Annotated in this window: 16 protein-coding genes and 1 riboswitch; of the genes, 13 read left to right on the top strand and 3 right to left on the bottom strand. The window is 43.0% G+C overall.

The features are described 5' to 3' along the window. The first annotated feature begins 205 nt into the window (after positions 1–205). From ACFVS1_RS18585 to ACFVS1_RS18565, 5 genes are all read left to right on the top strand, one after another. The gene (locus ACFVS1_RS18585) at positions 206–1,129 is read left to right on the top strand and encodes a metal ABC transporter solute-binding protein, Zn/Mn family (protein WP_387549645.1); all 924 of its coding nucleotides are present in this window, start codon (positions 206–208) and stop codon (positions 1,127–1,129) included. 12 nt (positions 1,130–1,141) lie between these two features. Next, the gene (locus ACFVS1_RS18580) at positions 1,142–1,897 is read left to right on the top strand and encodes a metal ABC transporter ATP-binding protein (protein ID WP_101223669.1); all 756 of its coding nucleotides are present in this window, start codon (positions 1,142–1,144) and stop codon (positions 1,895–1,897) included. A 10-nt stretch (positions 1,898–1,907) separates the two neighbouring features. Next, the gene (locus ACFVS1_RS18575) at positions 1,908–2,831 is read left to right on the top strand and encodes a metal ABC transporter permease (RefSeq protein WP_101223668.1); all 924 of its coding nucleotides are present in this window, start codon (positions 1,908–1,910) and stop codon (positions 2,829–2,831) included. Further along, positions 2,828–3,709 carry a metal ABC transporter permease gene (locus ACFVS1_RS18570; protein WP_387549642.1) on the top strand — a complete coding sequence of 294 codons (882 nt, stop codon included), beginning with the start codon at positions 2,828–2,830 and terminating at the stop codon, positions 3,707–3,709. The genes ACFVS1_RS18575 and ACFVS1_RS18570 overlap by 4 nt, the downstream gene beginning before the upstream one ends. A gap of 147 nt (positions 3,710–3,856) precedes the next feature. After that, on the top strand, positions 3,857–5,029 hold the full coding sequence (locus ACFVS1_RS18565) for an FtsW/RodA/SpoVE family cell cycle protein (RefSeq protein WP_387549640.1): 1,173 nt from the start codon (positions 3,857–3,859) through the stop codon (positions 5,027–5,029). A gap of 84 nt (positions 5,030–5,113) precedes the next feature. Here the strand turns inward: ACFVS1_RS18565 and ACFVS1_RS18560 are convergent, their stop codons facing one another. Beyond that, positions 5,114–5,449: a spore coat protein gene (locus ACFVS1_RS18560; RefSeq protein WP_352923818.1), complete on the bottom strand. Its 336-nt coding sequence runs from the start codon at positions 5,447–5,449 to the stop codon at positions 5,114–5,116. A gap of 12 nt (positions 5,450–5,461) precedes the next feature. After that, positions 5,462–5,743: a hypothetical protein gene (locus ACFVS1_RS18555; protein WP_387549638.1), complete on the bottom strand. Its 282-nt coding sequence runs from the start codon at positions 5,741–5,743 to the stop codon at positions 5,462–5,464. Positions 5,744–5,888: 145 nt separating this feature from the next. Between ACFVS1_RS18555 and ACFVS1_RS18550 the strand changes: the two genes are divergently transcribed. Then, positions 5,889–6,806, top strand: a complete 918-nt coding sequence (locus ACFVS1_RS18550; protein WP_352923816.1) for a proline dehydrogenase family protein — start codon at positions 5,889–5,891, stop codon at positions 6,804–6,806. 49 nt (positions 6,807–6,855) lie between these two features. Here ACFVS1_RS18550 and ACFVS1_RS18545 read toward each other — a convergent pair whose 3' ends face one another. After that, positions 6,856–6,990: a YuzL family protein gene (locus tag ACFVS1_RS18545; protein ID WP_072273724.1), complete on the bottom strand. Its 135-nt coding sequence runs from the start codon at positions 6,988–6,990 to the stop codon at positions 6,856–6,858. A 208-nt stretch (positions 6,991–7,198) separates the two neighbouring features. Here ACFVS1_RS18545 and ACFVS1_RS18540 point away from each other — a divergent pair, with 208 nt between their 5' ends. The 7 genes from ACFVS1_RS18540 to ACFVS1_RS18510 all read left to right on the top strand — a co-directional run bounded on the left by ACFVS1_RS18540 (position 7,199) and on the right by ACFVS1_RS18510 (position 14,435). After that, complete coding sequence (locus ACFVS1_RS18540) at positions 7,199–9,583, top strand: 3-hydroxyacyl-CoA dehydrogenase/enoyl-CoA hydratase family protein (protein WP_387549636.1); 2,385 nt, start codon at positions 7,199–7,201, stop codon at positions 9,581–9,583. Positions 9,584–9,652: 69 nt separating this feature from the next. Beyond that, positions 9,653–10,831, top strand: a complete 1,179-nt coding sequence (locus ACFVS1_RS18535; RefSeq protein WP_352923812.1) for an acetyl-CoA C-acetyltransferase — start codon at positions 9,653–9,655, stop codon at positions 10,829–10,831. Positions 10,832–10,899: 68 nt separating this feature from the next. Continuing rightward, positions 10,900–12,687: an acyl-CoA dehydrogenase family protein gene (locus ACFVS1_RS18530; protein WP_387549633.1), complete on the top strand. Its 1,788-nt coding sequence runs from the start codon at positions 10,900–10,902 to the stop codon at positions 12,685–12,687. A gap of 141 nt (positions 12,688–12,828) precedes the next feature. After that, a complete protein-coding gene (locus tag ACFVS1_RS18525; RefSeq protein WP_241592704.1) occupies positions 12,829–13,185 on the top strand; it encodes an arsenate reductase family protein in 357 nt (118 codons plus the stop codon). 96 nt (positions 13,186–13,281) lie between these two features. Continuing rightward, positions 13,282–13,665, top strand: a complete 384-nt coding sequence (gene gcvH / locus ACFVS1_RS18520) for a glycine cleavage system protein GcvH (RefSeq protein WP_034310122.1) — start codon at positions 13,282–13,284, stop codon at positions 13,663–13,665. Between the two features lie 92 nt (positions 13,666–13,757). Beyond that, on the top strand, positions 13,758–14,123 hold the full coding sequence (locus ACFVS1_RS18515) for a toprim domain-containing protein (protein WP_048688210.1): 366 nt from the start codon (positions 13,758–13,760) through the stop codon (positions 14,121–14,123). Positions 14,124–14,126: 3 nt separating this feature from the next. Beyond that, entirely contained in the window at positions 14,127–14,435 is a 309-nt protein-coding gene (locus ACFVS1_RS18510; RefSeq protein ID WP_387550125.1) for a thioredoxin family protein, read from the top strand. Between the two features lie 144 nt (positions 14,436–14,579). Then, a riboswitch (SAM riboswitch) is annotated at positions 14,580–14,686 on the top strand. The last annotated feature ends 45 nt before the right edge of the window (positions 14,687–14,731 follow it).

The following is a 14,731-nucleotide window of genomic DNA, read 5'->3' as shown; positions in this document are numbered from 1 at the left end:
CTGACGGTTTTTGCTGTGCGTAAAAATCATTCGCCTTTTTGTTAATGTTTGAAAAATAGTTGCACTTTTTTTGAATAATTGTGTATAGTATAAAATAAGTTGTGTATAGGAAACTTTTTAGCATTTACGACAATGTAAAAAATTTTACACTTAATTTTGCATTAGGTAAACATTTTTAGGGGAATGAAAAAGGGGAGGGGAAATGATGGGTTTTCTAAAATTTATTGGGGGCGTTCTTGCTGCAATGCTGATTTTAACGGGGTGCGGCAATGACACGACCGAACAGGATAAGGACAATGGCAAGTTGAACGTAGTTGCTACGACAGGAATGATAGGGGACTTGGTGGAGAATATTGGCGGTAAACATGTCGAGGTCACTAGTTTAATGGGACCCGGAGTGGATCCCCATCTTTATAAAGCAACACAGGGTGATGTGGAGACTTTGGATTCGGCCGATATGATTTTTTATAACGGTGTGCACCTTGAAGGGAAAATGACGGATATCTTTGAAATGATGAGCAAGGATAAACCGACAATTGCCGTAACGGAGGACTTCAAGGAGAACCAGCTTCGCAAAGTGAGTGCAACGGAACATGATCCACATGTATGGTTTGATGTAAAGCTTTGGATCGTAGCGGCGGAGTCAGTCAAGAAAGAATTGATTGCCAATGATCAGGAACATGAAGCAGAGTATCGTGAAAATTATGAGGAGTACGTTCTGCATTTGGAGGAACTTGATAAATATGTTCAAGAGGAAATTAATAAAATACCGGAAGATCAACGGGTTCTCGTAACAGCACATGATGCTTTTGGATACTACGGGCAGTCATATGGCCTGGATGTAAGAGGTCTCCAAGGGATCAATACTTTATCGGAATATGGATCAAAAGATGTGACGGATATGAGGAATTATCTCGTTGAGAACAAAATAAAAGCGATTTTCATTGAGTCAAGCGTACCAAGGAAGGCTATCGAGGCTGTCATTCAAGGAGCGGGGAAGCAGGGTCACAAAGTGGAAATCGGCGGGGAATTGTTCTCGGATGCAATGGGTGAAAAAGGGACGGAAGAAGGAACGTATATCGGAATGGTCCGTCATAATACTGACACCATCGTCCGTGCATTGAAATAGGGGGAAGAAACTATGAATCAAGCAGCTTTGAAGGTCGAAAATTTAACGATTGCTTATCATAAGAAGCCGGTTGTCGAAGATGTCTCGTTTGAGGTGCCGGAAGGAAATTTAATTGGTATCATAGGCCCCAATGGAGCAGGGAAGTCCACTTTGATAAAGGGAATACTCGAATTGATTCCGAAAATATCGGGGCAAATCACAATAAAGGGTTCTACTTATAAATCGATGAGGAAGAGTATCGGGTATGTACCACAGCGGGAGTCAGTGGATTGGGATTTTCCGACCAATGCACTCGATGTCGTGATGATGGGCAGATATGGTCATCTCGGATGGCTGAAGCGGCCAGGTAAGTCTGAAAGGCAGAAGGGGATGGAGTGCCTGGAAAAGGTGGGGATGGCTGAATATGCTAACCGCCAGATCAGCCAGCTATCGGGCGGACAGCAGCAACGGATATTCCTGGCCCGTGCATTGGCACAGGAAGCGGATATTTATTTTATGGATGAACCGTTCGTAGGGGTGGATGCCGCAACGGAGAAAGCAATCATACAATTGCTGATGGAATTGAAGGAAAAAGGCAAAACCGTTCTGGTTGTGCATCATGACCTATCTACCGTGAAGGAATATTTCGACTGGACGATGTTATTGAATAAAAAGGTGATGAAAATAGGTCCGACAGAAGAAGTGTTCATTCCCGAATACTTGCAGGAAACATATGGAGGCCGCCTAGCGATACTATCAGACACAAAGTCCGGCCTTTTATTAAAATGAGGTGTACACGATGAACATACTGGATATTATTACCGATCCAAATACAAGGTGGATATTGCTTGGCACGATGTTCCTCGGATTAAGCAGCGGGGTCATCGGCAGCTTTGCCTACCTCAGAAAGCAGTCTTTGCTTGGTGACACGCTCGCACATGCAGCATTACCAGGTATCTGTGTAGCCTTTATGTTAACTGGAGTGAAATCCACTTCCTACTTTCTAATAGGTGCGGCCCTTGCTGGCTTAGTGGCTGTTTTCTTGATCAGTGTGCTTACGAGATACAGCAAGATAAAGCAGGATGCAGCCTTGGGAATTGTCTTATCCTCCTTCTTTGGCTTCGGAATTGTCATGCTTACGCAGATCCAGCAGAGCGAGTATGGAAACCAGAGTGGATTGGATACGTTTTTATTCGGGCAGACGGCGTCAATGGTCATGTCCGATGTGTATATGATGATGACGGTTTCCTTTATTCTTATTTTCACTTGTACCGTATTTTTCAAAGAATTCAAATTACTGTCCTTTGACCCTGGGTTTGCTAAGGGGATGGGATTGCCGGTTGTTTTTCTGGATTATTTCATCATGATGCTGATCGTGGCAGCTGTAGTGATCGGTATCCAGGCTGTAGGCGTCGTATTGATGGCATCTTTACTGATCACGCCTGCCGTTTCTGCCAGGTATTGGACGGAGCGGCTGCATATCATGGTCATCCTGTCTGGTATATTCGGAATGTTGAGCGGTGTTTCCGGAACGTTGATCAGTACATCGGTCAATGATTTGCCAACAGGACCGTTAATTGTCTTATCCGCGACAGTATGGTTTTTCTTCTCCATGCTTTTTGCTCCTAAACGCGGAGTGCTTTCATCTGTATGGAGAAGGGTGTCGACGAAAAAGAAATATTCTCTCGAACAGGATAGAAGGAAAGGGAGCCACACATCATGAATGATTTTTGGATTATATTAGTCGGGGCATTGGTGGCGGGTTCTTGCAGTGTAGTAGGATGTTTTTTGATAGTCAGGAAAATGACATTGATTGGGGATGCCATCAGTCATTCCGTTTTGCCGGGTATCGTATTGGCATTTTTAATAACCGGGACTCGTGACTCCGTTCCAATGCTGATCGGGGCTGCTGCGCTCGGCTTGCTTACCGTATTCTTGATCCAGCTTTTCCAATCGTCGGGGGTTCAATCCGACGCGGCGATCGGGATTGTATTCACTTCCCTTTTTGCAACGGGGATCGTACTCGTGAGCCTGTATACGCAACAAATAGATTTTGACCTTGAACATGTCCTTTATGGCGAAATAGCCTATACTCCCTGGAACACGATGACAATCGCGGGAATCGAGGCTGGACCAAAAGCTGTTTGGATAGTCGGCAGTTGTTTTTTCCTGAACCTCATACTGATCTTCGTATTCTTCAAACAGTTTAAACTCGTTTCTTTTGATCCATCACTTGCGGCTGCAATGGGGATTCCTGTACTGTTCTTCCATTACTTATTGATGAGCCTCATTTCACTGACAACAGTAGCTTCTTTTGATAGTGTAGGCTCCATTTTAGTAGTTGGAATGCTCATCATACCAGCGGCAACGGCTTATCTGCTGTCAGACCGTTTAAGCAGCATGATATTGGTCAGTATCGGGGTCGGGGTGCTAAGTTCCATCATCGGCTACTATTCAGCCACCTTTTTGGATGCCTCGATATCAGGCTGCATGGTGGGTTCGGCCGCCATATTATTCGGATTGGCCTTTCTCTTTTCCCCAAGCCATGGATTGGTCAGCCTAATGCTGAAACGGAGAAAAACAAAGGAATCACATGCATAACTCTCCCTGCCTACAGGCTTCATGGAAATAACTCCATGATGCCTGTAAACTATTCTTCTATATAGTTGTGATTTTATTTGTTTAAAGTATAATGAATAAGTGTATTTATAGATATATCGCAGGAGCCTTTTTAAGGGAGAGTTAAGTATGGAAGAACAAAATAAATTTTCATCACGAATAGATTTTTCTTTGGTCACAATATTGCTGTTATTATGCGTGGGAAGTTGCTTAGCAATCTATAGTGCCCAAACGACTGGACAGTACGCTGAAAACTTCTTAATTAAACAAATTTTTTGGTATATAGTTGGAATCGGAATCGTCTTAGGTTTCATCACCTTGGATTCGGATCAGTTGAAAAAAATATCTTGGTACGCGTATGGCTTCGGATTGTTTTTGCTTTTTTTGCTGATCATTATGCCGGAAAGCATCGTTCCTGTCCGGAATGGTGCAAAAAGTTGGTACATCATTCCGGGAATCGGTTCGATTCAGCCATCGGAATTCATGAAGGTTTTCCTGATTTTGGCTCTAGCCAATGTCATATCGAACCATCATCTCAAAAACACGCTGAAAACGATTCAAACGGATATTTGGCTGCTTATTAAGATTGGTCTTGTGACCGGTGCGCCCTTATTGTTAATCATGCAACAGCCGGATTTGGGTACCTCGCTTGTCATCATTTCAATCATGCTCGGAATGATTTTCATATCAGGGGTAACATGGAAGATCCTGCTGCCGATCGTTTCGGGAGGAATTGTCGTCGCTTCAACCGTCCTTTACTTTGTACTTTGGAAGCCGGAAATCCTGGAAAAATACCTAGGGGTAAAATCCTATCAATTCGGCCGTATCTATTCTTGGCTCGACCCATATAATTATGCCAGCTCCGAAGGGTATCACTTAACAAAATCCTTACTGGCCATCGGCTCCGGCCAGACAACGGGCAAGGGAATCGGCTCGAGGGAAGTGTATTTGCCCGAGAGTCATTCGGATTTCATTTTCAGCATCATCGGTGAAGAATTCGGCTTCATCGGATCAAGTATCATCATTTCCTTGTTTTTCCTATTGATTTACCATATAACTAAAACGGGAATGGACACGAAAAATAACTTCTATACATATATCTGTGTTGGCGTTATAAGCATGTTGACGTTTCACGTTTTTCAAAATATCGGCATGACTGTAGGCCTTTTACCGATAACGGGGATTCCGCTTCCATTTGTCAGTTATGGAGGAAGCTCGCTAATGGGGAACATGATGGCCATGGGCTTAATATTCAGCATTCGGTATCACTATAAGAAGTATATGTTTTCAACGGATATCTAAATATAAAGCCGGCCCCCGATGGGGCCGGCTTTATTTGTAGCAAAAAAACAAAAGGAGCAGAATCCACTCCCCTGAATGTTTTTCTTATTGAATGTTCGTTCCAGATGGGAATTGATTTTTATAACCGGAAAATTGTTGATACGATTGGCTTAAGCTGGTAGCTTGCGCCTTTTCTAAACTATACCAGCCTTTTTCGAACATAAGGTTATAGAGTTCACGCTGCATCTCCTGATTCTCTTTGGAAATGGAGAAAATGTCTTGGAATAATGCTTGGTTACTCATTTCATGCAGGGCAACGGAAAGGGAGTTGCAAAAATACTTTTCAGTTGAAAGCATATCATTTATAAAGTCCCTGTCATTCATTTGCGGTGTTTTTGCCACGGGAGATTCGGGATTTTGGACTTTGTTTTCATTGGGCATCAAGAACCCTCCTTATTGATATTGTTGTTGACCCTGGTTTTGGTTCGGGTTCAAATGTTTCAAAATGGTATCGTAATGGCGTTGATGCATGAGTCCGCAGCGGTTTAACGCATCAATGATTTGCGGGTCCTTACATTGTGTGGCAAAAAAATGTGCTTTTTTAACCGCATTCAGATTCCATGCAAGCATATCGGTTAAGTATAGGCTATCTTTCACTGAAACCATTTCCGGCGGCTGTTTCATTAAGCCGGACGACTGCTGTTGGCTATTAAACGAATTTTGCTGTTCCATCATTCTGCCTCCTTAAGTGTTCTTTAAACGAGCTTAATTTTCCCTTCATGAAATTTTTTATTCTTGAATCTAAATATCTGAAAAATGAATTAAATGGTAAAATAATCTTGTGCATCTATTTTCCAAAATGATTTGGAGGGGAATGCAGATGGAAAGAATGTTGAAAAATCTATTCCTTTTTTTATCAAAGAATAAAGCTATGACCAAGGCAGCGAAAAAATACGGGCTGCGGTTTGGTGCATCTCGTTTCGTGGCAGGAGAATCCTTGGATATGGCATGTGATGTGATTGCTGTTCTTAACCGGAAAGGGCTTGCTGTCACCATTGATTATTTAGGTGAATTCATTGAAGATGAACAAGAAGCAGGGAAGATGGCAGATGAGTGCATCGAAGCTATCCGGATGATTGGCACAAATGAACTGGATTCACAGTTATCCCTGAAGCTGACCTCGATGGGCTTGGATGTGTCCGAACAAGTCGTAATGAATAACATGCGGAGGATCTTGGAGGAAGCTAAAGCCCATCGTGTTTTCGTGACGCTTGATATGGAAGATTTTCCGCGCTGTCAGCCGACTTTGGATGTATTCAAAAACCTGAAGCCTGAATATAATGAATTGGGGACTGTCATTCAAGCTTATCTGTATCGGACTGAGAGGGATATTGAGGAGCTGGATGCATACCATCCGAATCTAAGACTTGTTAAAGGGGCTTATAAAGAACCAAGGGAAGTGGCTTTTCCAGACAAAAAAGATGTGGATGAGAATTTCAAGAAAATCATTAAGATGCATATGCAAAATGGCCATTACACAGCCGTTGCCACACATGATGATAAAATCATTGATTATACGAGGGACTTGGTTAAGGATCAGGGAATTCCCCGGGATTCCTTTGAGTTTCAAATGTTATATGGCATCCGCACTGAAAAGCAGATCGAACTTGCTAAAGAAGGATATAAGGTAAGGGTGTATGTTCCTTATGGTACGGATTGGTATGGATACTTCATGCGCCGCCTTGCGGAGAGACCGGCCAATATTGCTTTCGTTTTAAAAGGCCTATTCAAGAAATAGGAAGCGAGAGCCGCCCCGGATAAGGGACGGCTGCTCAAATTAAGAAGGATTATCTTTTGAACTGGTTGTTCTGGCTGTTCACTTTATTGATTCCGTGTTGACGTTCAGCGCCAGGGCCGGCATTGCCTTTAACGCTTGCTGCGCTTACGGCTGCTTTAGAAGGGTTATCTTTACGCTTCATTATATAAGTCACCTCCTGCCCGGTTATTTTTTACTGAACGGAGGAGAAATAACCGAAAGAACTCGGAGAAAAAAATATTTTTTTTCCTGTTTAATCATTGCGGAATTTCCAAATATATTCTATATTAGTAATAAGAAAAAATATTCAAAATTTTTTTGAATTAAAAATGAATGAGCATTCATTCAATAAATTGCGTAAGGGGGATATGAACTTGGTTCGACAAATACGAAAGGCTGCTGTTCTAGGGTCAGGAGTTATGGGATCAGGGATTGCTGCACACCTTGCTAACATCGGCATTCCGACTTTATTATTGGATATTGTACCTCGTGAACTCACTGAGGATGAAAAGAAAAAGGGACTGACATTAGATAATAAACAAGTCCGTAACCGCATCAGCCAAACAGCGATTACGAAACTTTTAAAACAGAAACCAGCTCCGCTTTCGGCCAGGGGAAACATTGCGTTGATCGAGGCAGGAAACCTGGAAGATGATATAAGTCGTTTAAAGGATGTCGATTGGATCATCGAAGTAGTCGTTGAGAAGCTTGAGGTTAAGCAAAGTGTGTTCGCCCAGGTTGATCAGCATCGTAAACCAGGAAGCATCGTTTCATCGAATACCTCCGGAATTTCAATTGAAGCGATGGCAGAAGGCCGTTCGGAGGACTTTCAAAGGCATTTCCTGGGAACCCACTTCTTCAATCCGCCGCGTTACCTTAAATTGTTGGAGATCATCCCTACTAAGGCAACTTCACCAGAAGTGCTTGAATATATGAAACGATTCGGCGAAGATGTACTGGGAAAAGGTGTCGTCGAAGCCAAGGATACCCCTAACTTCATCGCAAACCGCATTGGAACTTATGGTTTATTGGTCACTCTGCGGGAAATGCAAAAAGGCGGATACAGTGTCGGTGAGGTCGATTCGGTTACAGGTCCGTTGATTGGAAGAGCAACTAGCGCGACTTTCCGGACACTTGATGTAGTTGGATTGGATACCTTTGCACATGTTGCCGGAAACGTATATGAACAGATGGATGGAGAAGAAAAGGAAGTTTTCAAAATTCCTGATTTCATGAATGAAATGCTTAAGAATGGGTGGCTTGGAAGCAAGTCAGGCCAAGGATTTTTCTTGAAAAAAGGAAAGGAAATCCTTGAACTGAATCCCGAAACCCTTGAATATGATGCACGAAAAAGATTAAAAACGCCTTCCATCGAAATGGCTAAACAGGCCAAGGGCTTGGAAAGTAAAATGAAAGCGCTTGTTTATAGCGAAGATCGTGCCGGCCAATTACTTTGGAATGTTCTGAATCCGTCGCTAGTGTATTCAGCCCAGCTGCTTGGAGACATCGCGGATGACATCGTGGCAATCGATCAAGCGATGAAATGGGGCTTCGGATGGTCCACGGGCCCATTTGAAACCTGGGATGCGATAGGTGTAGAAAGATCGGTAGCCCGAATGGAAGCGGAAGGCATCACCGTTCCGCAATGGGTGAAGAATATGCTCGCTAAAGGCATCACTTCTTTCTATAAAGAAGAAAATGGCATAGTTCACTATTATGATAATGGTGAATATAAGGAACTTGTCGAAAATCCTAAAGTGATCAATCTTAAAGCGATCAAGAAGCAAAAAGGCGTAATCAAGAAAAACAGTGGTGCAAGCTTGATGGATATTGGGGATGGAGTGGCTCTGCTTGAATTCACTTCACCGAATAATGCAATCGGCCTGGATATCATACAAATGATCAATGCGGCGGTCGACGAAGCGGAAGCGAATTTTAAAGGCTTGGTCATCGGAAACCAAGGAAAGAATTTCTGTGTCGGCGCAAATATTGCAATGATGCTGATGGAAGCGCAGGATGACAATATTTTTGAACTCGATATGGTCATCAGCCAATTCCAACAGGCGATGCTTAAAATTAAGTACAGTGCAGTCCCTGTAGTGGTTGCCCCGTTTAATATGACACTTGGCGGGGGTGCTGAAGTGTCCCTTCCGGCAGCGCGCATCCAGGCAACGACTGAAACGTATATGGGCCTAGTGGAACCTGGTGTAGGTTTAATCCCAGGCGGCGGCGGGACTAAAGAACTTTATGTGAAGACGTTGAGGAATATGCCGAAGGGCGTCAACTTCGACTTGCAGAAAGTGGCCAACCAAGTATTTGAAACGGTCGCCATGGCAAAAGTTTCGACCTCCGCCGAGGAAGCGAGAGGGAACAATTTCCTTAATTCAGCGGATGGAATAAGCGTGAATGCGGATCATCAGCTATATGATGCGAAACAGGCGGTACTTTCCATGCATGAACAAGGTTATACCGCTCCGGCCCGCACAAAGATTCCTGTCGTTGGTGAAACGGGATATGCCGCACTTCTATTAGGGGCGGAATCCATGCGCCTTTCAGGTTTCTTATCAGAGCATGACCTTGTCATAGCCAAAGAGCTTGCATACGTCCTGGCAGGAGGAAAACTCCCATTTGGCACGGAAGTAGATGAACAGTATATCTTGAACCTAGAAAAACAGGCATTCCTAAAACTGATTTCGACTCCGAAATCGCAGGCAAGGATGCAGCATATGCTTGTTAAAGGGAAACCACTCCGTAATTGATGAATAGATGAAGATATGGCCAAAACGAGATCAAGATTGATAGCTTAAAAATGAGTAAGGGGGATCCTCATGAAAGAAGCGGTAATAGTAGCTGGAGCAAGGACTCCGGTAGGAAGAGCGAAAAAAGGTTCTCTTGCCAGTGTACGTCCTGATGATTTAGGGGCTCTTGTCGTAAAGGAAACGTTAAAGCGTGCAGGGAATTATGAAGGCACCATCGATGATCTGATTATCGGTTGTGCAATGCCTGAAGCGGAGCAAGGATTGAACATGGCTCGTAACATTGGTGCATTGGCAGGATTGCCTTATACAGTACCGGCCATAACGATTAATCGTTACTGTTCAAGCGGGCTGCAAAGCATCGCTTACGGTGCGGAAAGGATCATGCTCGGCCAAAGTGATACTGTCATTGCAGGCGGAGCGGAGTCCATGAGCCTTTTGCCAATGATGGGCCATGTAACTCGTCCGAACGCGAGACTTGCGGAAACGGCACCGGAATATTATATGGGGATGGGTCACACTGCTGAAGCTGTTGCAAAAAAATACGGCATTTCCCGTGACGATCAAGACGCATTTTCTGTTCGTAGTCATCAAAAGGCGGCAAAAGCCATTGCAGAAGGAAAGTTTTCGGATGAGATCGTACCGGTTGACGTAACCCTTCGTTCAGTGGGACCAGATCTTAAGTTAAAGGAAAAATCATTTGCATTTACACAGGATGAGGGCGTTCGTCCAGGCACCACTGCTGAAGTGCTGAAAAAACTAAGACCTGCATTCTCTGTTACAGGATCCGTAACAGCAGGGAATTCATCACAAACGAGTGATGGTGCAGCCGCGGTCATGGTCATGGATGGGGAAAAGGCCTCTTCATTAGGGTTGAAACCGATGGGTAAGTTCCGTTCCTTTGCTGTCGCAGGAGTACCGCCTGAAATCATGGGTATCGGACCGATTGCAGCCATTCCTAAAGCTTTGAAGCTAGCGGGTCTTGAGTTATCGGATATTGGCTTATTTGAACTGAATGAAGCCTTTGCTTCCCAATCCATTCAAATCATTCGTGAGCTCGGTTTGAATGAAGAGATTGTCAATGTAAATGGCGGAGCCATCGCCTTAGGCCATCCACTAGGATGTTCGGGGGCAAAATTGACATTAAGCCTGCTACATGAAATGAAACGCAGAAACCAACAGTTCGGAGTCGTGACAATGTGTATCGGTGGCGGAATGGGTGCTGCTGGAGTATTTGAATTATTGGCGTAATCCCACCCCTCCCGGAAGCTGTCATGCTTCCGGCGGGTTTACTATCTTAAAACTTAGGAGGAAATAACATGTCCAATCAAACTACAGATAACCTCATTAAAGGCGGAGCCTTTTTAGTGGAAGATATTACGTATGATCAAGTGTTTACACCGGAAGATTATACTGATGAGCATAAAATGATCGCCAAAACTGCTGAGGATTTCGTAGTGAATGAAATTCTGCCGCAGGTTGAACATTTAGAAAACCATGAATTTGACCGTTCCGTTAAATTACTGAAGCATGCAGGTGAAATCGGTTTACTTGGTGCTGACGTTCCTGAGGAATACGGCGGATTGGGTCTTGATAAAATCAGTTCTGCATTGATTACAGAAAAAATGGCACTTTCAGGCGGCTTTGGAATTACGCATGGTGCACATGTAGGGATCGGATCTTTGCCGATCGTATTATTCGGGAATGAAGAACAAAAGAAAAAATACCTCCCTTTACTGGCAACGGGTGAGAAGATTGCTGCGTATGCCTTAACGGAACCAAGCTCAGGTTCAGATGCCTTGGGAGCAAAAACGACAGCGAAATTGAATGCCGAAGGAACACATTATATTTTAAATGGTGAAAAACAATGGATTACAAATGCAGGTTTTGCAGATGTCTTCTGTGTATACGCCAAAATCGACGGCGAACAATTCTCTGCTTTCATTGTTGAGCGTGATTATAAAGGCGTATCAACTGGTGCTGAAGAGAAGAAAATGGGAATCAAAAGCTCATCCACACGTACATTAATCCTTGAAGATGTACATGTACCAGTCGAAAACCTTTTGGGGGTAGCCGGAAAAGGGCATGTCATCGCTTTCAATATCCTGAATATCGGCCGTTATAAATTAGGCGTCGGTGCTGTCGGCGGATCTAAACGTGCCCTTGAAATTACGGCAGCTTACACGAATCAACGTCAACAGTTCAAAACGAAAATTTCCGATTTTAACTTGACGAAAGAAAAACTTGCAACAATGGCATCCAAAATTTATGCAGCAGAAAGCTCTGTATACCGTACCGTTGGCCTTTATGAACAAAGACAAAGCAAATTGACGGATGAGCAAGTGAAAGATGGGAAATCAATGGCGGCTGCAATTGCTGAATATGCAATTGAATGTTCATTGAATAAATTCTTCGCTTCCGAAGTGTTGGATTATGTTACGGACGAAGGCGTACAGCTTCATGGGGGCTATGGTTTCATGCAGGAGTATGAAATTGAAAAAGCATATCGTGATTCCCGGATTAACCGGATCTTTGAAGGTACAAATGAAATCAATCGATTGCTTGTCCCTGGAACTTTCCTGAAGAAAGCACTTAAAGGGGAATTGCCGCTTCTTCAAAAGGCTCAAGGCCTGCAAGAGGAATTAATGATGATGATGCCGGAAGAACCTGGTGATGAACCATTGGCTCAAGAAAAAATGCTTGTTAGAAACGCTAAGAAAATCGGGATTCTGGCAGCTGGCCTTGCTGCACAGAAATACGGCAAAACTCTTGATCAAGAACAAGAAATCCTCTCCAACATTGCTGATATCGCATCCCTTGCCTATGCAGCGGAATCCGTGGTATTGCGTACGGAAAAAGCAATAGCGGCTACAGGTCTGGAGAAGAACAAACAAAAGGTGCTTTACACTGAAATCTTTGTTCAGGAAGCTTTCAATGAAATAGAACAGCACGCAAAGGAAACATTAATCGCAGTGGAAACAGGCGATACTCTTCGAATCATGCTTGCGTCGCTCCGCAAGCTGACAAGACATAACCCGATCAATGTCATTGCGAAAAAACGTGAAGCTTCCGTCAAGGTAATCGAAGCTGAAAAATATGCTCTTTAAGCAATGAATCAAAGAAAATAAAGGGAATGCCTGAAAAGGCATTCCCTTTATTTTCTTTGATGAAATCGCATTGGAAATTCAAAAGACAATTCGTTGTATTGCTTGATGAAAACGGGTATTCTATTGATAGGTGGTGAAATGATGGGCTTAACATTATATTGGTACCCAAAATGCGGTACATGCCGTAACGCGAAGAAGTGGCTGGATAATCATGAACTGCAATATGAAGCAATCCATATAGCGGAAAATCCGCCTTCGCGAACAGAAATAGAACAACTATATAAAATCAGCAATTTGGATTTGAAGAAGTTTTTCAATACTAGCGGTCAAAAATATCGGGAGCTTGGCTTAAAGGATAAGCTGAAAGAAGCTTCTGAAGCAGAGATGCTTGATATATTGTCCACGGATGGCATGCTTCTGAAAAGGCCGATTGTTACGGATGGCACCAAAGTGACGGTAGGTTTCAAAGAGGAGCAATTCGAACAGGTTTGGAACTGAAAATTTCTCGAAATATTTGGTTAATTCCTTACTTAAACAAACAATCTACCTTATAATGGAATAGATAAAATAAGATGTACATATGGAGGGTTAATAATGACAACAACACCAAAAGAACTTCGTTACACTAAAGAACATGAATGGGTCAAAACGGAAGATGGAACAGTGCGCATTGGAATTACAGCTTTCGCACAGTCTGAGCTTGGGGACATCGTATTCGTTGAGCTTCCGGAAATCGGGGATGAATTGAAAGCGAACGAACCATTCGGAAGTGTTGAATCCGTTAAGACCGTTTCTGAGCTTTATGCTCCTATCAGTGGCAAGGTTGTTGAAGTAAACGAAGATTTAAGTGACAACCCTGAATATGTAAATGAGTCTCCTTATGAAAAGGCATGGATGGTCGTGCTTGAGCCATCCAATAGCAGTGATATTGAAAACTTGATGAGCGCTGAAGAGTATGAGAGTTTAATCAACGGTTAAAAGAAAGGAGAGGGGGGACTGAAAAGGCCTGCTCTCTTTTTCATTTTGTACTGTGGCAGTTGCACACATAATTCGTGAGATGGAGTGATGACATGGAGTGGGGCGAATTCGATAAAGTGATCATTGTAGAAGGCAGTTCCGATAGAAGAAAAGTTGCCTCCGTTTTAAATGAAGATGTGGAAATAAGATGTACGAATGGGACCATATCATTAACTAAACTGGATGAATTAGTGGATGAATTGATGGACCGTGATGTTTATCTCCTTTTTGACGCAGATGAATCAGGAGAAAAGCTGCGGAAGCAGTTCCGAAGGGAAATGCCGGAAGCGAACCACCTGTATATTAATAAAATGTACAAAGAAGTGGAAAGCTCGCCCGAACATCATATCGCAACTGTGCTTCTATCTGCTAATATGAATGTGAAAATGAAATTTTTAAGTCAAAGGGTGAACGACTAATTGATGCAGGAATGGAAAGAAGAAGAGTGTAAGCTTGCTGTTGAAAATGGGGAAACTTTTTGCTTATATTTATATACCCCTTTATGCGGCACTTGTCAGGTTGCCTCCAAGATGCTGACGATATCCCTGGAGCTATTCCCGGAATTGAAGGCAGGCAAAATGAATATGAATTATGTCCATGCAATGGCCGAAACATATGAAATCGAAAGTGTTCCTTGTTTATTGCTTTTCAAAGAAGGACAGCTGCACAAAAAAATATATGCTTTTCAATCCGTTCCTTATTTGTACGGATTGCTTAAGGAAATCAACTAAGAAACCAATCAGAACCGTGGTTGGTTTCTTTGTTGCGGACATTTGAATGCGAGAAAAAAATTAAAAAAAGAATATTCTAACAATTCATTGACTGAGTTAATCTAAAATGCTATATTTTGAATAAGTAACGGCAGAATTTAATAGTTCTTATCAAGAGTGGCGGAGGGACTGGCCCGACGAAGCCCGGCAACCGGTATAAATTTTATATACGGTGCTAATTCCAGCAGAGTGTTGGCTCTGGTAGATGAGGTGTGTTCTTGAAACCTCTTCTTGCTGAAGTGGTTTTTTTGTTTATA

Origin of the sequence: Peribacillus sp. NPDC058075, from assembly GCF_042885195.1 — a bacterium.
In the GTDB taxonomy this organism is placed as follows: Bacteria; Bacillota; Bacilli; order Bacillales; family DSM-1321; genus Peribacillus.
Note: the sequence above shows the minus strand (reverse complement) of the source record. Positions and strands in the feature narration are given on the sequence as shown.